The organism is Bradyrhizobium sp. ERR14 (genome assembly GCF_014198235.1).
Lineage (GTDB): Bacteria > Pseudomonadota > Alphaproteobacteria > Rhizobiales > Xanthobacteraceae > Bradyrhizobium.
The window spans coordinates 168,522-184,326 of record NZ_JACIHD010000006.1 but is presented as its reverse complement, the minus strand read 5'-3'; the positions used below and the strand labels follow the sequence as shown (position 1 = coordinate 184,326).

Annotated in this window: 12 protein-coding genes; 4 read left to right on the top strand and 8 right to left on the bottom strand. The window is 64.3% G+C overall.

What is annotated here, in order from left to right:
* The first annotated feature begins 54 nt into the window (after positions 1-54).
* Together shc and GGD62_RS19110 are read left to right on the top strand one after the other, a co-directional pair.
* The gene (gene shc, locus GGD62_RS19115; protein WP_183709523.1) at positions 55-2,052 is read left to right on the top strand and encodes a squalene--hopene cyclase; all 1,998 of its coding nucleotides are present in this window, start codon (positions 55-57) and stop codon (positions 2,050-2,052) included.
* Positions 2,049-2,798 (top strand): phosphorylase, encoded by a 750-nt coding sequence (locus GGD62_RS19110; RefSeq protein ID WP_179733960.1) that lies wholly within the window; start codon positions 2,049-2,051, stop codon positions 2,796-2,798. Before shc ends, GGD62_RS19110 begins: the two co-directional genes overlap by 4 nt.
* Positions 2,799-4,536: 1,738 nt before the next feature.
* Here GGD62_RS19110 and hpnH read toward each other — a convergent pair.
* Complete coding sequence (gene hpnH, locus GGD62_RS19105; protein WP_018315701.1) at positions 4,537-5,697, bottom strand: adenosyl-hopene transferase HpnH; 1,161 nt, start codon at positions 5,695-5,697, stop codon at positions 4,537-4,539.
* A gap of 36 nt (positions 5,698-5,733) precedes the next feature.
* The gene (gene ispH, locus GGD62_RS19100; RefSeq protein ID WP_018315702.1) at positions 5,734-6,660 is read right to left on the bottom strand and encodes a 4-hydroxy-3-methylbut-2-enyl diphosphate reductase; all 927 of its coding nucleotides are present in this window, start codon (positions 6,658-6,660) and stop codon (positions 5,734-5,736) included.
* Positions 6,661-7,122: 462 nt separating this feature from the next.
* Between ispH and GGD62_RS19095 the strand changes: the two genes are divergently transcribed.
* Positions 7,123-9,711, top strand: coding sequence for an MMPL family transporter (locus GGD62_RS19095; protein ID WP_183709521.1), 2,589 nt, complete (start codon positions 7,123-7,125; stop codon positions 9,709-9,711).
* Here the strand turns inward: GGD62_RS19095 and GGD62_RS19090 are convergent.
* A complete protein-coding gene (locus GGD62_RS19090; RefSeq protein ID WP_183709519.1) occupies positions 9,679-10,314 on the bottom strand; it encodes a DUF2147 domain-containing protein in 636 nt (211 codons plus the stop codon). The two genes, GGD62_RS19095 and GGD62_RS19090, sit on opposite strands and share 33 nt — an antisense overlap.
* Positions 10,315-10,455: 141 nt before the next feature.
* Between GGD62_RS19090 and hpnO the strand changes: the two genes are divergently transcribed.
* Positions 10,456-11,847, top strand: a complete 1,392-nt coding sequence (gene hpnO, locus GGD62_RS19085; RefSeq protein WP_018315705.1) for an aminobacteriohopanetriol synthase HpnO — start codon at positions 10,456-10,458, stop codon at positions 11,845-11,847.
* A 129-nt stretch (positions 11,848-11,976) separates the two neighbouring features.
* Here hpnO and GGD62_RS19080 read toward each other — a convergent pair whose 3' ends face one another.
* The 5 genes from GGD62_RS19080 to GGD62_RS19060 all read right to left on the bottom strand — a co-directional run bounded on the left by GGD62_RS19080 (position 11,977) and on the right by GGD62_RS19060 (position 15,801).
* Positions 11,977-12,735, bottom strand: coding sequence for an anti-sigma factor (locus GGD62_RS19080; protein WP_183709517.1), 759 nt, complete (start codon positions 12,733-12,735; stop codon positions 11,977-11,979).
* Positions 12,732-13,283: a sigma-70 family RNA polymerase sigma factor gene (locus GGD62_RS19075; RefSeq protein ID WP_026201540.1), complete on the bottom strand. Its 552-nt coding sequence runs from the start codon at positions 13,281-13,283 to the stop codon at positions 12,732-12,734. The genes GGD62_RS19080 and GGD62_RS19075 overlap by 4 nt, the downstream gene beginning before the upstream one ends.
* Before the next feature lie 103 nt (positions 13,284-13,386).
* Positions 13,387-13,722: a cupredoxin family copper-binding protein gene (locus GGD62_RS19070; RefSeq protein WP_018315708.1), complete on the bottom strand. Its 336-nt coding sequence runs from the start codon at positions 13,720-13,722 to the stop codon at positions 13,387-13,389.
* A gap of 14 nt (positions 13,723-13,736) precedes the next feature.
* Positions 13,737-14,681 (bottom strand): metallophosphoesterase, encoded by a 945-nt coding sequence (locus GGD62_RS19065; protein WP_183709515.1) that lies wholly within the window; start codon positions 14,679-14,681, stop codon positions 13,737-13,739.
* A gap of 238 nt (positions 14,682-14,919) precedes the next feature.
* Positions 14,920-15,801: an alpha/beta fold hydrolase gene (locus tag GGD62_RS19060; protein ID WP_183709513.1), complete on the bottom strand. Its 882-nt coding sequence runs from the start codon at positions 15,799-15,801 to the stop codon at positions 14,920-14,922.
* Positions 15,802-15,805 lie beyond the last annotated feature (4 nt).

Genomic DNA, 15,805 nt, shown 5'->3' with positions numbered 1-15,805 from the left:
TGACGGGCAGACGTCCCGGCCAATTTCAATCGACTATCGGAGCAATCGAGCGAGATGGATTCCGTGAACGCGACCAGCCGCGAAGCCCTTCAACCAGGGACCTTGCAACCAGGGATCTTGCAATCGGGCATCCTGGAATCGAGCATTGCATCGGCGACACAGGGCGTCCTCGACTTCCAGCAGGCGGACGGCCACTGGGTGTTCGAGCTCGAGGCCGACTGCACGATTCCGGCCGAATACGTCCTGTTGCGCCACTATCTCGCAGAGCCGGTCGATGCCGTGCTCGAAGCCAAGATCGCCAATTATCTGCGCCGCGTGCAGGGCGCCCATGGCGGCTGGCCGCTGGTGCATGACGGCGAGTTCGACATGAGCGCCAGCGTGAAGGCCTATTTCGCGCTGAAGATGATTGGTGATCCCGTCGATGCCCCGCACATGGTGCGCGCGCGCGAGGCCATTCACGCTCGCGGCGGCGCGATTCACAGCAACGTCTTCACCCGTTTCCTGCTGGCGATGTTCGGCGTCGTCACCTGGCGCGCGGTGCCGGTGCTGCCGATCGAGATCGTGCTGCTGCCATTCTGGTCGCCGTTCCACCTCAACAAGATCTCATACTGGGCGCGCACCACGATGGTGCCGTTGATGGTGCTCGCAGCGCTGAAGCCGCTCGCCAAGAATCCGAAGGGCGTCGGCATCGACGAATTATTCCTGCAGGATCCGCGCTCGATCGGCATGACCGCGAAGGCGCCGCACCAAAGCATGGCCTGGTTCGTGCTGTTTCGCTCGCTCGACGCCGTCTTGCGCGTGATCGAGCCGATGTTCCCGAAGGCCTTGCGCAAGCGCGCCATCGATGCGGCGCTCGCCTTCACCGAGGAGCGGCTCAACGGCGAGGACGGCATGGGCGCGATCTACCCGCCCATGGCCAACATCGTCATGATGTACGACGCGCTCGGCAAGGATGAAAACTTCCCGCCGCGCGCGATCACACGCCGGGGCATCGACAAGCTGCTCGTGATCAAAGACGACGAAGCCTATTGCCAGCCCTGCGTCTCGCCGGTGTGGGACACGACGCTGACGGCGCATGCGCTGCTGGAAGCCGGCGGCGACAAGGCGGTGCCGGCAGCCAAGCAGGGCCTCGACTGGCTGATCCCGAAGCAGGAGCTAGAGCTGAAGGGCGACTGGGCCGTGAAGCGGCCCGACGTGCGTCCGGGCGGCTGGGCCTTCCAGTACAACAATGCGCATTACCCCGATCTCGACGACACCGCCGTGGTGGTGATGTCGATGGACCGCATGCGCCGGGAGCACGGTGCGACCGGCTACGACGCCGCGATCGACCGCGGCCGGGAGTGGATCGAGGGCATGCAGAGCGACGATGGCGGCTGGGCTGCCTTCGACGTCAACAATCTCGAATACTATCTCAACAACATCCCGTTCTCCGACCATGGCGCGCTGCTCGACCCGCCGACCGAGGACGTCACGGCGCGCTGCATCTCGATGCTGGCCCAGCTTGGCGAGACCGAGAAGACCAGCAAGCACGTGGCCGACGGGGTCGCCTACCTCAGGAAGACCCAGCACCCCGAGGGCTCCTGGTACGGCCGCTGGGGCATGAATTTCATCTATGGAACCTGGTCGGTGCTCTGTGCCCTCAACATGGCCGGGGTCGACCACAAGGACCCCATGATTCGGAAGGCTGCCGGCTGGCTGGCCTCGATCCAGAACGAGGACGGCGGCTGGGGCGAGGACGCCGTCAGCTACCGCCTCGACTACCGGGGATGGGAGGCCGCCCCCTCGACCGCCTCGCAAACGGCATGGGCCTTGCTTGCCCTGATGGCGGCAGGCGAGGTTGATCATCCGGCCGTCGCCCGCGGGGTGGAGTACCTGATTGCAACACAGAACAAAAAAGGACTGTGGGACGAGCAACGGTACACCGCCACAGGCTTTCCGCGTGTATTCTATCTGCGATATCATGGTTACCCGAAGTTCTTCCCGCTGTGGGCGTTGGCGCGGTATCGGAACTTGCGGAACACCAACAGCAGGGTGGTAGGGGTCGGAATGTGACTTTGGGGACGGGGGACTATCTTACCGCGGGTAATGCCATCGACCCGCGGCCGATACTGATCGTGACCGGACTGGTTCAGGAGGCCCGCATCGCAGCCGGGCCCGGAATGGCGGTTATTTGTTCGTCCAGCAGCCCGACCCAGTTGCGGGCGCTGCTGACGGTGGTGGATCCGGAGACGATTCGCGGCGTGATCTCGTTCGGCGTGGCCGGCGGGCTCGACCCGAGCTTGCGCTCCGGCGACGTCGTGCTGGCGACCGAGGTGCTCGACGGCGACACCCGTTGGGCCGCAGGGCTCTCGCTCGGCGACGAATTGATCGACCGCCTGACCTCGGGCCGTCGCCGCGTGGTGCGTGGCAGCCTCGCCGGTGCCGAGGAAGTGGTCACCAAGCGCGCCTGTAAGGCGGCGCTGCACTCGGAGACGGGCGCTTCGGCCGTCGATATGGAAAGCCACATCGCGGCCGCCTACGCCGCCGAGGCCGGGCTGCCCTTTGCCGCGGTCCGCGTCATCAGCGATCCCGCCCACCGCGCGCTGCCGGCGCTCGCCCGTGCCGCGATCAAGCCGAACGGCCAGATTGACCTCGCGGCCGTCCTGCGCGGCATCGTGCGCAATCCGGCAACGCTGCATGCGCTGGTCTCGACCGGCATCGACTTCAACCGCGCTTTGCGCTCGCTGCGCGGCTGCCGCGACTATCTGATCGGCACGGAGCTCATCGAGAGCGAGGTAATGGTGTCGAAGGCGGCCTGAGCGGCGGCGGAAAGCTGAGAATAGAGAAAGGCCCGGTCGCGCGACCGGGCCTTTTCTTTCGTGTCCGTCGCCTGGATGGACCGCGCTGTCGCGAAGTATGCGCGTTGCGTTCCGCTCACAAGGCCGGCATCGCCGCTTCGAGGACATCAAGGGCCTGGTCAAGTTCGGCGCGCGAGCTCGTGAACGGCGAGCATAGAGCTCGCCAGCTTGCGCGATTCCATACTCATCGGATTTGTGCGAGAATTCTGGTGGTTTTTATCGGTGGAAGAGTATCGACCATGACGTCGAAAGAAACTCATTCCGTCCTCGAAGGAGCGAAGCACGGCGCGCTAATAGATTGGTGTGGCCGGACCGTTTTCTACATTGCCTTGTGGATTGGGGCTGTGTTCTCCGTCCTTCCAATTCCGTCGGCGTTCTCTCCGCACGAATCTTCGTTGATCACCACTGTTGGTATCCCAATCGGGCTCTTGCTACTCGCATGGGCTATTTTCGAGTGGCTCAAGTGGCGGCTTCTCTAAATTACGGTGACAGTGCTGGACTGCACCCCTGAAGTGAGACACGGCAATTCGTTGCGGTGTCGGCACACGTAGTCAGCGTCCATCGCCGGGTCACGGGCGACCATTCGCTCGCTTCTCCATCATGTAGTCTGTACCTGTTCATACGGGGGTGCAGTTGCCAGCGAGAGGCGTCGGGCAAAGCACCCCAAACCCGTCAACCCCTCCCCACAAAAACATTCTACTTTCCCGAATTTCGGATTTGTGGCATAGAGCGCTTATCCCGGCCCTCCCAGAGGGGCGCTTCGCGATCGTCACGAGATGCGGGTCGGGGTGCGGTGGACGCGGCAGCGCCGGCGCGGAAGGCGATGACAGGGACGGGCGACCGTTGAGTCATGCGCATCGCGGGACGAACGGCGTGGTCACAGCGGTTTTGGTCGTCGTCGGGGGCGAGCACACGCTAGCTCTCGGCGATCAGGTCAAACCGTCCGCGGACGGAGAAGTCGTGTGGTCCTGACGCCCGCAGGCTGGCGTCAAGCCTAGCGGTGATGCGGCGGCCAGACCGGGCACGCGCATCGGTCATCCGCAAGGCGACGGGGGCAACAGTGCATCGCTCCCCGAGGAGAGCACGAAGGACACCGTTAAAACCATCCGCGCAGGGAAGGCCGGGCGACCGGCAACGCCTGTAGTCCACCCGTGTGCGTTTTTCCATGCACGCGGACCGCGGGTGCCGCCGGCGCCCGGCCTTCCCTGCGCCCTCTGGTCTTTCACAGGGCGAAACGAACAGCAAAGCTCGGGCGAAAGAAGCCGCGAGAATGTTGACGCGTGTCTGCGAGCAAGAGCGCATGGCAAAAGCAAGCTGGTGCCGCCCTCTCCGTCATTGCGAGCGCAGCGACTTGTCCGCCGAAGCCTCGGCGAAGGCGGAAGCAATCCAGAATCTTTCCGCGGAGGCAGTCGGGATTGCTTCGTCGCAAGAGCTCCTCGCAATGACGGCGTGGAGAGAGCGGGCAACACACTCGCGACTCGTGCCCCGGACGCGGCGCAGCGCCTCTTCGGCGGTGCGCTGCAGAGCCGGGGCCCATGCATCGATACAGCACGCGGCTGCTGGGTCCCGGCTCTGCGCAGCAGCGCAAAGAGCGCTGCAGCGCGTCCGGGACACGGGCCGCTCGTCTGACGGCGCACAAGACAAAGGCCCGGTCGCGTTGGCGATCGGGCCTTTCTCGGTTGTAGATATGATTGGCGCTTTACGCCGCCGTCGAAGCCTTCTGCGCGGCCTTTGCCTGCGCGGCCTCGGCCTCGTCCTTGCGGATCTCCGACAGGCGCTTCTGCACTTCCGCCGAGAAGATGTACTGCGCCGGGCGCTGCTTGGACATGTCGATCTCCGGCGCCATGGGACCAGAGGTCCTGATGCCGCGCAGCGACACCCACATCGCCTTCAGCGGGTTGTTGAGGGCCGCGGTCGCCGCCGTCGGCTCGTAGCCGCAATGGGCCATACAGTCGGCGCACTTCTCGTACTTGCCGGTGCCGTAGGTCTCCCAGTCGGTGGTGTCCATCAGCTCTTTGAAGGTCTTGGCGTAGCCTTCACCGAGCAGATAGCAGGGCTTCTGCCAGCCGAAGATGTTGCGCGCGGGCATGCCCCAGGGCGTGCACTCGTATTCCTGGTTGCCGGCGAGGAAGTCCAGGAACAGGCCGGAATGCATGAAATTCCACTTCTTGCCCTTGCCCATCGCAAAGACGTCGCGGAACAGCTTCTTGGTCTTGGTGCGGTTGAGGAAGTGCTCCTGGTCCGGCGCGCGCTCATAGGCGTAGCCGGGCGACATCGAGACGCCGACACCGAGCTCGACGGTGAGGTCGAGGAACTTCGCGATCTCCTCGGCCGGATGGCCGTCGAAGATGGTGGCGTTGACGTTGACGGTGAAGCCGCGCGCCTTGGCCGCCTTGATTGCGGAGACGGCGCGGTCGAACACGCCCTTCTGCGACACCGCCTTGTCGTGATGGTCCTTCAGGCCGTCGAGATGCACGGAGAAGAACAGATACGGGGAGGGCTCGAACAGATCGAGCTTCTTCTCGAGCAGCAGCGCGTTGGTGCAGAGCGAGACGAACTTCTTGCGCTCAACGAGGCCGCGCACGATCTCGCCGATCTCCTTGTGGATCAGCGGCTCGCCGCCGGGAATGGCGACCATCGGCGCGCCGCACTCGTCGGCCGCGTCCCAGCACTCCTGCGCGGTCATGCGGCGGTTGAGGATCGCATCCGGATAATCGATCTTGCCGCAGCCGACGCAGGCGAGGTTGCAGCGAAACAGCGGCTCCAGCATCAGCACGAGCGGATAGCGCTTGCGGCCAAGCAGTTTCTGCTTGAGCAAATAGCCGCCGATACGCATTTCCTTGAAGAAGGGGATGGCCATTACAAGTTTCTTTCTGGGCTTTTCAATTCGGGTGGGTCAGCTCGCAGCCAGTTGGGCCGGAAGCCGGAATTCGATGTTTTCCTCGCGGCCCGGCAACACCTGGACCTTGACCGGTCCGATTCGCCGCATCGCTTCGATCACGTCATCCACGAGTACCTCGGGCGCCGAAGCGCCGGCCGTGATGCCGACGGTCCTGGCATTTTTCAACCACTCCGGATTGAGCTCGCTGCCGTCGGCAATCAAATAACTCGCAACGCCGGCTTCGGTGCCGATTTCGCGAAGCCGGTTCGAATTCGAGCTATTGGCAGCGCCCACCACCAAGATCACGTCGACCAGCTTGCTCAAGTCCCTTACCGCAGATTGGCGGTTCTGTGTCGCATAGCAGATATCCCGGATATCCGGACCTTGAATATCTGTAAAGCGGGTCTGAAGGGCCGCGATGATATCCTTGGTGTCGTCGACCGACAGGGTGGTCTGGGTGATGTAGGCCACTGGCGTATCCGCCGGCAGCGTCAGGGCCGTAACCTCTTGAACGCTTTGGACAAGCAGCACGGGGGCGGGAACCTGGCCCATCGTGCCCTCGACCTCGGGGTGGCCGGCATGGCCGATCAGGATCAGCGTGCGGCCTTTGGTGATGTAGCGCTTCCCCTGATTGTGAACTTTCGTGACCAGCGGGCAGGTGGCATTGAGCACGGGAAGGTCGCGCGCGGCGGCCTCTTCCTCGACGCTGCGGGCGACGCCGTGAGCGCTGAAGACCGTCACCGCTTTCGGCGGCACCTCGGACAACTCCTCGACGAAGATGGCGCCTTTGTTTTTCAGGCTCTCGACGACGTATTTGTTGTGCACGATCTCATGGCGCACGTAGACGGGCGGGCCGTACTTCTCCAGCGCCCGTTCCACGATCTCGATCGCACGCACCACGCCCGCGCAGAAGCCGCGCGGTTGCGCCAGATAAACTTCCATTGGTCGCCCATCACGCAAGTTGCACCAATCCGCTTCGTAAGTCCCGGCGGCACCTCGATACTGACCAATGCGTTGCAATATCCGCACCATTGGTCCGCGCACGCGGTAGCCGCCCACCCCCGTCGGGGCTCCGGCGCATGGAGGCGCAATACTTTGTGGCAAAAAATCGGCGGCAAGGGAAGGTCGAATGGACCTGGGTTCCCCGCCGGGCTAATTTTACGGTATTATAGTAGAGACGTGGGTGTATGCAAGCCAGCGACATCAGTGACCAGCCCTTCGTCACGTTCCCGCCTCAACTCCCCGGCTATACCGACCGCCCCGCATGATTTTGCCACGGTCTGCCGCCGTTTACCTCGAACCTTCTGGCGGCGAGAGCCTCTCAAAACAGCAATAGGTTTCGCCCGGGAACTCCGATAAACAGCGGGCGTTTCCGGCAAGCTGTTAACCGCAGAAAGAAAAGAAGTGCTGCAAAGCGTAGTCGTTGCCATCGTCAGGGCCTGCACCCGGTTTGCCTCCCTCGTCGTCGTTCTCGGGCTCCTGCTGTCGGTGGGAGCGGGCTATTACGCTGCGCGCCACTTCGCCATCAACACCGACATCAATTCGCTGATTTCTCAGAATCTCGACTGGCGCAAGCGTGACCAGCAGTTCGACAAGGCGTTCGATCAAAACGAAACGATCCTCGCTGTGATCGAGGCCCGGACCCCGGAGATGACGAGCGCCGCGGCGGACGCGCTCTATGCCAGGCTGAAGGACGACAAGACCAACTTCCAGTCCCTGCAGCAGCTCGGCAGCGGCGAGTTCTTCGAAAAGAACGGACTGTTGTTCCTGCCGACCGAAGAGGTCGGCAAGATCACCAGCCAATTCGAATCTGCAGCGCCCCTGATCGAGATCATGGCTGGCGATCCCTCGATCCGCGGCCTGACCGGCGCGCTGGAGACGGGACTCGCCGGCGTCAAGCGCGGGCAGGTCAAGCTCGATAACACCGAGCGTCCGTTCAACCTGATCGCGCAGACGGTCGAGACCGTGCTCAACAAGGGCAATGCGAGCTTCTCCTGGCGCGAGCTCGTCAGTGACGAGCCGCTGAAGGATTCGGACAGGCGCGCCTTCATCGAGTTCAAGCCGATCCTCGACTACAACGCGCTGGAGCCCGGCAAGGATGCCACCGACGCGATCCGCAAGGCCGCAGTGGATCTGGATTTTGCGACCAAATACCAGGCGCGGGTGCGGCTGACCGGTCCGGTCCCGATCGCCAACGAGGAATATGCGACCGTCCAGGAAGGCGCCGTCGTCAACGGCGTCGGCACGGTCCTCGTCGTGCTGCTGATCCTGTGGCTTGCGCTGCACTCGTCGAAGATCATCTTCGCGGTGTTCGTCAATCTCTTCGTCGGCCTCGCGCTGACGACCGCGGCCGGCCTGATGATGGTCGGATCGTTCAATCTGCTGTCGATCGCATTCGCGGTGCTTTTCGTCGGCCTCGGCGTCGATTTCGGCATCCAGTACAGCGTCCGCTACCGCTCCGAGCGCTACAAGCACAACGATCTCACGGGCGCGCTGGTGCTGGCGGCGAAGCGCTCGGCGGTGCCGCTGTCGCTCGCGGCGATGGCGACCGCGGCCGGCTTCCTTTGCTTCATGCCGACCGACTACAAGGGCATCGCGGAGCTGGGCCAGATCGCGGGCGTCGGCATGCTGGTGGCGTTCCTTTCCTCGATCACCGTTCTGCCGGCCATGCTGAAGCTGCTGAATCCGCCCGGCGAGAAGGAGCCAGTCGGTTACGCCTTCCTGGCGCCGCTCGATCACTTTCTGGAGAAGCACCGCGTGCTGGTCGTGGGCGGCACGCTGATGCTGGCGCTCGCCGGCCTGCCGCTACTCTATTTCATGAAGTTCGACTTCAACCCGATGAACCTGCGCAACCCGAGGGCCGAATCGATCGCGACCTTCCTCGACCTGCGCAAGGATCCCAACACCGGCGCCAATGCCATCAACGTGATGACCACGTCTGAGGAGCAGGCAAAGCAGGTCGAGGCGAAGCTCGAAAAGGTGCCCGAGGTGCTGCGGGTGATGTCGCTCAACAGCTTCGTGCCGGAGGATCAGCCGCCGAAGCTGAAGCTGCTCGCGCAGGGCGCCAAGGTGCTGAACCCCGCACTCAACCCTGATCAGATCGATGCGGCGCCGACTGACAAGGAAAACGTCGAGGCGCTGAAATCCTCGGTCGACAATCTGCGCCGGACCGCGGGCGATGCGAAGGGGCCGGGCTCGATCGCCTCGCGCCGTCTGGCAGACGCGCTCGAAAAGCTCGCCAACGGCGACGAGGCCACGCGCAACAGGGCGCAGGACGTGTTCGTCACGCCGATGAAGATCGTGTTTGACCAGCTCAGGAACGCGATGCAGGCCGGGCCCGTCACCCTGAGCTCACTGCCGCCCGATCTCGTCAGTGCCTGGAAGAGCAAGGACGGCATCATCCGCGTCGAGGCGCTGCCCAAGGGCGATCCCAACGACAACGACACGCTGCGCAGATTTGCAGCGGCGGTGCTCGTTGCCGAGCCGACCGCGATCGGCGGGCCGGTCTCGATCCTGAAATCCGGCGACACCGTGGTGCGGGCGTTCATCCACGCCGGCATCTACGCGCTGCTGGTGATCGGCCTCTTGCTGTGGATCACGCTGCGCCGCTTCGTCGACGTGCTGATGACGCTGGTGCCGCTCTTGGTCGCCGGCGCGGTGACGCTCGAGATCTGCGTGTTGATCGGCCTGCCGCTCAACTTCGCCAACATCGTCGCGTTCCCGCTGCTGCTCGGCGTCGGCGTCGCCTTCAAGATCTATTATGTCGTGGCCTGGCGCTCGGGCAGGACAAATCTGCTCCAGACCAGCCTGACACGCGCGATCTTTTTCAGCGCGCTGACGACGGCGACCGCGTTCGGCAGCCTGTGGCTGTCGAGCCATCCCGGCACGTCCAGCATGGGCAAGCTGCTGGCACTCTCGCTGGTGACGACGCTCGCCGCCGTGCTGCTGTTCCAGCCGGCCCTAATGGGCAAACCCCGCAATGTCAGGGAGTAGGCAGATGTCGCCGACCGGATCGGCGGCACCTTTCTGACCCGGCTTTGCAGGGGCGGTGGCGCTCTTTTGGGCCGCCGCCGGCGCAGGCGCCGCTGTCGCGCCCATCGTGCCCTGAGCCTTCGGCGCCGCGCCGGTGGACTTGGGCGCGCCCTTGGCCATGGCATTGGCGGTGCTCAAGGGGATCGGCGGCCCAACCCGGGTCCAGGTCTCGCCGCCGCAGAGGAAGCCCATCACGCAGCCCTTGATTTCGAGCTGGTCGGCGCCGGCCGGCGTGATGGTGGCGCTATAGAGCTGGCCGTCCTTGGCGTTGTAGACCTGCCCTTCCCATTGATCGGCGCCGGGCTTCTTCTTCATGTCGATTAGCGTCGCCATGCCCAGCGTCGGCCTGGTCTTTTTCGAGGCATCCGGATTGTTCTCGTCGCGGCCGCCGGGCTGCTTTTCCCAGGAAACCGCGCCCCACATGCTGCCATTGCATTGGGCGACGCGAATGTTGGCGACGCCGTCGGCAACCCGCCAGTCGCCGGTGGGATCCGCGGCGAGCGCCGGGGTCAGGCAGGTGTAACCGCCAACCAGTATTAGTCCGGTGTAAAGGGCTAAACGCATGATAGTTCCTTGGCAGTGCAACATGGGCTAAAGCTGTGCTTGCGAAGATGGTCCGAAAAAGGGCAAAAGGCCGCACAGACCGTTTTCAGTAACGGTCCCTTTTCAGTTGACGAGACGGCCCTCAACCGAAGTATGTAACGGATGCACAGCCCAAATCCAGACATGTCTGAGCTTTTCGCGGACCGTCAGGCCCAGCGCAGCACCCTGCATAATCGGTATCTGAACGAGCAGTTCGTTCGGGTTCTCAAGACCATCGGCTACGATGTCGGCTTCCAGAAGGGGCAGGGGCAGTATCTCTACGATCGCGACGGCGCGCGCTATCTCGACCTGCTGTCCGGCTTTGGCGTGTTTGCGATCGGGCGCAATCATCCGGTCATGCGCGACGCGCTCAAGAGCGTGCTCGATGCCGACCTGCCCAACCTCGTCCAGTTCGACGTCTCCGTGCTTGCCGGTGTGCTCGCCGAGCGGCTGCTGAAATATGTCCCCTATCTGGACAAGGCGTTCTTCGCCAATTCCGGCGCCGAATGCGTCGAAGCCGCGATCAAGTTCGCGCGCGGCGCCACCGGCCGCCCCGGCATCGTCTACTGCGCCCACGGCTATCACGGCCTGACCTATGGCGCGCTGTCGCTGACGGGTGATTCGAACTTCCGCACCGGCTTCGAGCCGCTGCTGCCGGGCTGCACCTCGATCCCGTTCAACGATCTGGCCGCGCTGGAAAAGGCGCTGGCCTCGCGCGAGGTCGCGGCGTTCGTGGTCGAGCCGATCCAGGGCAAGGGCGTCAACATGCCCACCGACGAGTTCCTGCCGGGCGCGGCCGCGCTCTGCAAGAAGTACGGCACGCTGTTCGTCGCCGACGAAATCCAGACCGGCATGGGCCGCACCGGCCGCTTCCTCGCGGTCGAGCATTGGAACGTCGAGCCCGACATGGTGCTGCTGTCGAAGTCGCTATCTGGCGGCCACGTGCCGGTCGGCGCGGTGCTGACGCGCAAGGCCATCTTCGACAAGATCTTCAACCAGATGGACCGCGCCGTCGTGCACGGCTCCACCTTCTCCAAGAACGACCTCGCGATGGCCGCAGGCATCGCCACGCTGGACGTGATGGAGTCCGAGAAGCTGATCGAGTCCGCCGCCAAGCGCGGCGCCGAGCTGCGCCTCGCGCTGACGCGCATGGTGCCCGGCTACGAGCTGATGAAGGAAGTGCGCGGCAAGGGCCTGATGATCGGCGTCGAGTTCGGCCCGCCGAAATCGCTGCGGCTGCGCGCCTCCTGGAACGTGCTGGAGACAGCCAACAAGGGCCTGTTCTGCCAGCTCATCACCGTGCCGCTGTTCAAGGATCACAAGATCCTCACGCAAGTGGCCGGTCACGGCAGCCACACCATCAAGCTGCTGCCGCCGCTCACCATCACCGAGGAAGATTGCAGCTGGATCGAAAAGGCGTTCGACGACGTCATCGCCGGCAGCCACAAGGTCCCCGGCGCGATCTGGTCGCTCGGCAAGACGCTGGTGGACAACGCGGTGAGAAGGTCGGCCTGAATTCGGCCGAGCTATCCCGGCAATCGTCATTGCGAGCGAAGCGAAGCAATCCAAACTATCTCGGCGGAGACAGCCTGGATTGCTTCGTCGCTGCGCTCCTCGCAATGACGTTGTGCGTTAGTTCTACCCCTACACATTCGCCTTCATCGCTGTCTCGAACTTGTCGACGAACTCGGCGAGCTCGTCGGCGCCGATGTCACTGACGGCCCAGAAATTCAGACCGCGCTCGCCCCAGCGGCGGCAGTTGAAGCCCTGCATGGTCTGGGTCTTCGGCGGCCGATGCTCGGTGCTCGCGGTCTGCGCCACGAACAGGTTGATCACGTGCTGGCGACGCTTGTAGACGACGGCGCCGATGGCGCGGGCGTCGATATAGTCGAGCCGGCCACCGACCAGGGTAAAACCCTGCGCGGTGAGATCGATCACGGGCGGGGCGACATCGAGCTTGCCATTGAACCACGGCTTGACGGTGTGCTGGTCGGTCGAGATCACGTCGGTGAGGTGGCCAGCCTGCAGCGAGCGCAGATGCGCGGAGACGACCTCCGAGAGGATGCGCTGCTGGTCGTCCTGGCGCAGCACGATGGCGACGATTCCGGTTGCGGCGAGCGCGGAGACCGCCGAGCCCATCGCAAAGCCACGCAGCACGGAGCGGCGGCTGGGCTGGCGTTGCCGCTCGGGCAGTGAGGCCTCGATCCGCGTGCGCAGGCTTGCCGGCGCGGTGTAGCGCAGACTGGTATTGGCGAGCACGCGCTGCATCTCGCGCTGTGCGGCAAGCTCCGCCGCGCAGTCCGGGCAGCTGGCGATATGGGCTTCGACCTCGCGCGCGTGGCCAGCATCGAGCTCGTTGTCGAGCAGCGCGTGAAGCAGGATCCTTGCTTCGTCGCAGGTCATTTCGCTTGCTCCTCCTCCGCCGTCCAGGCCGCGCGCAGCAGGGTACGGGCGCGAGCGAGGCGGGACATCACGGTGCCGATGGGCGCGCCGATGGTCTCGGCGATTTCACGATAGGACAGGTTGTTGATCTCGCGCAGCACGAAGGCTTCCCTGAACGGTTCGGCGAGCGCGTCGATCAGCCTGCGGATGGCGCCAGCATCGCGGCTGCGCAGCACTTCGGTCTCGGGACTTGCCTCGCTCTCCTGCCATATCGGCGTCTGCTCGTTGGCGCCGGGCGTGTCCTCGATCGCGCTGGGCCGATGCGCGCGCCGCGCATATTCGGCGTTGCAGACATTGCGCAGGATCGCGAACAGCCATGGCTTCATCGCCGGCCCGCGATAGCTGTCGAAGTGCTTCAGCGCGCGCAGATAGCACTCCTGCACCGCATCTTCCGCGTCGGAGGCGTCGCGCAGCAGATAGCGCGCGAGCGTGTAGACGTCGTCGAGATGGGGCAGCGCCGCTTCGCGGAAGCGTTGCGCCTTGTCCAGATCGTCGCTTGTCGGTGGCATCGCCGCTCGCTTTGCCGTTTCGCCTGATGTCGCCGAAGACGCAGGAGCCCGGCCGGCGTGGGACCACCGGCCGGGCAAGACGTTGATGCCTTGGTTGGAGACGTTACTCAACCTTGATCATCCCCGTCATGTGCGGGTGCAGCGAACAAAAATACTTGTAATCGCCCGCGTTGGTGAAGGTGAAAGAGAACTTGTCGTCAGTGTCCAGGGTCTTGGACCTGAACTTGCCGGCCGACACCACGGTGTGGGGGATGTCGTCCCGGTTGGTCCAGGTCACGGTGGTGCCGGCCTTGATCTTGAGCTCGGCCGGCTGGAAGACGAAATTGTCGATATGGATCTCCATGTCGTCGGCACGAGCGCTTGTTGCGGGCAGCAGGATGGCCGCGGCCAGAGCGAGGCCGAGATCGACGCCGAAGGCGCGGCGGTTGAGGGTCTTCATTGTCAGCTTCCACCTTAGCCCTGGAGCGGCGTGTCGATGATCGCGAGCCGCTGCTCGTTCTGCTTGAAGTTGATGCTGGCAACGCCGAGCATGCCGCGGAGCCTGGCGTCCTCGACCTTCATCGGTCCGGGCGAGGCGGCGGCTCCCGGCGCCGGCTGCGGGAAGGCGGTGGAGCGCGCGGTGTGGAAGGTGACGTTACCCTCGACCTTCTGCATCACCTGGTGAATGTGTCCGTTCAGCACGGTGACCGAGCCAAAACCCTTCACCTGTTCCAGCGCGCGGCCGCCGTCCTCGGTGCCCCAGCCCCATTCCGGATAGACGGTCCAGAGCGGGATGTGGGCGAACAGCACGATCGGCGTCGATTTCGACTTGCCGCGCAGATCGTCCTGGAGCCAGGCAAGTTGCTCGGCGCCGAGATTGCCGAGGCCGCCGGCCTTGAGGTCGACGACGTTGACGAGGCCGATGAAGTGCACGCCGCCGGCATCGAAGGAATACCAGCCCTGGCCCTTGGTGCCGCGGCCATAGCGCTCGCGATACAACTTCACCTCCTCGTCGAGGAAGTCATGCTCGCCGGGCACGTAGTGCACATCGAGCTTGCTCTGCGAGATGATGCGCTCGGCATTGTCGAATTCGGCGGCCTTGGACAGATGCGTGATGTCGCCGGTATGGATCATGAAGGACGGTTTGGCCGGCATCGCGTTGATCTTGCCCACAGCCTCCTCCAGCGTGCCGAGTGCGTTGGGATTGGCCGGCTTGTCGAAGCCGACATGGCTGTCGCTGATCTGGAGGAAGCTCATGCCGGGCGCGGCTGCGGTCGCAGCCTGTGCGGAATCGATGATGCCGAGCGAGTGCGGCACACCGCCGGTGACGGTCCAGAGCACCCCGGTGCCGGCCCAGGTCATGCATTCCAGCACCTTGCGGCGGCTGACGCCGTCGCCGCCGTGATCATGTCCGCTCATCGCATCTCTCCACGTCGCCCGGAATTGGGCTTTCAGGAGGTGATCGGGGGAGGGGGAGGCTTATTCGCGGGAGGTGATGACGATTTCGTGAGGGGAAGTCTCGTGTCCCGGACGCAACGCAGCACCTCTTGGTGATGCGTTGCAGAGCCGGGACCCAGAAGGCGGCACGGCACGCGGTGAGATGGGCCCCGGCTCAGCAGCGCATCACTGCGTGCTGCGCTGCGTCCGGGGCACGAGACTATTTTGCGAACTCTCTCACGGCCTCGGCCGCACGCTCCGGCACTTCCTGCGCCACGCAATGCCCGGCGTTTTCGAACACCAGCGTGCTGACGCGCGGAATCAGCGACACCGCGCGTCGCGCCATCTCCCAGTAGATCGGACCGGACTTCGCCGCGGTCGTGACGCGCACCGGGCAGTCGATTTCGGTGAGCGAGGCAAACGGGTTACCGCGGGCATCGCCGACATAGACCTGCTCCATCGCCTCGTAGATCGGACGCAGGATTGCGCACTCGATCTCCGGCGTGCAGCAGAGTCGCACCCGGCCATCGTCGAGCGGCACGAAGCCGTGGCGCACATAGGCCCGCAGCGAGGTCTCGGTCCAATCCGCAAACGCCGGCGCGGTGCGATAGCGTTCGAAGACGGCCTCGGCACTGTCGAATTCGGCGCGCCGGCGCAGCGTGCCCTGGACTCGCGACAGGGATTCCTCGCCCAACCCTCCGGGGCGCGCCGCGCGCGGGTCCATGATGGTCGGCTCCATCACGAACAGGCGTGTGAAGCGTCCTGGCAAGAGTTTTGCCGCCAGCAGCAGGTCGGTGGCGCCGGCGCTGTGGCCGATGCCGTAGACGTCGCGCAGCTCGAGTGCATCGATCACCCGGCAGACATCCTCGGCATAGTCCAGGAAGTGATAGGCGCCGGGCTTGTGGCTGGCGCCATGGCCGCGGCGGTCGAGCGCATAGACCGTATAGTTCGATGCTAGCTCGCGCGCGACTTCGTCCCAGACGTCGGCGACGAAACCGGTGCCATGCACGAGCAGAGCAGGCGGCTTGCCGCTTTCACCCCATTGCAGCATGGCGATCGCTGCGTCGGCGGGGCCGATTGAAAAGCGGTGAGGATTGATCATGCGA

What these genes read in the sequence shown, in the direction of transcription:
- shc (WP_183709523.1), top strand. Translation starts at nt 55, where the DNA reads ATGGATTCCGTGAACGCGACCAGCCGCGAAGCCCTTCAACCAGGGACC.
- hpnH (WP_018315701.1), bottom strand. Translation starts at nt 5,697, where the DNA reads ATGGCCATCCCCTTCTTCAAGGAAATGCGTATCGGCGGCTATTTGCTC.
- ispH (WP_018315702.1), bottom strand. Translation starts at nt 6,660, where the DNA reads ATGGAAGTTTATCTGGCGCAACCGCGCGGCTTCTGCGCGGGCGTGGTG.
- GGD62_RS19090 (WP_183709519.1), bottom strand. Translation starts at nt 10,314, where the DNA reads ATGCGTTTAGCCCTTTACACCGGACTAATACTGGTTGGCGGTTACACC.
- hpnO (WP_018315705.1), top strand. Translation starts at nt 10,456, where the DNA reads ATGCACAGCCCAAATCCAGACATGTCTGAGCTTTTCGCGGACCGTCAG.
- GGD62_RS19080 (WP_183709517.1), bottom strand. Translation starts at nt 12,735, where the DNA reads ATGACCTGCGACGAAGCAAGGATCCTGCTTCACGCGCTGCTCGACAAC.
- GGD62_RS19075 (WP_026201540.1), bottom strand. Translation starts at nt 13,283, where the DNA reads ATGCCACCGACAAGCGACGATCTGGACAAGGCGCAACGCTTCCGCGAA.
- GGD62_RS19070 (WP_018315708.1), bottom strand. Translation starts at nt 13,722, where the DNA reads ATGAAGACCCTCAACCGCCGCGCCTTCGGCGTCGATCTCGGCCTCGCT.
- GGD62_RS19065 (WP_183709515.1), bottom strand. Translation starts at nt 14,681, where the DNA reads ATGAGCGGACATGATCACGGCGGCGACGGCGTCAGCCGCCGCAAGGTG.
- GGD62_RS19060 (WP_183709513.1), bottom strand. Translation starts at nt 15,801, where the DNA reads ATGATCAATCCTCACCGCTTTTCAATCGGCCCCGCCGACGCAGCGATC.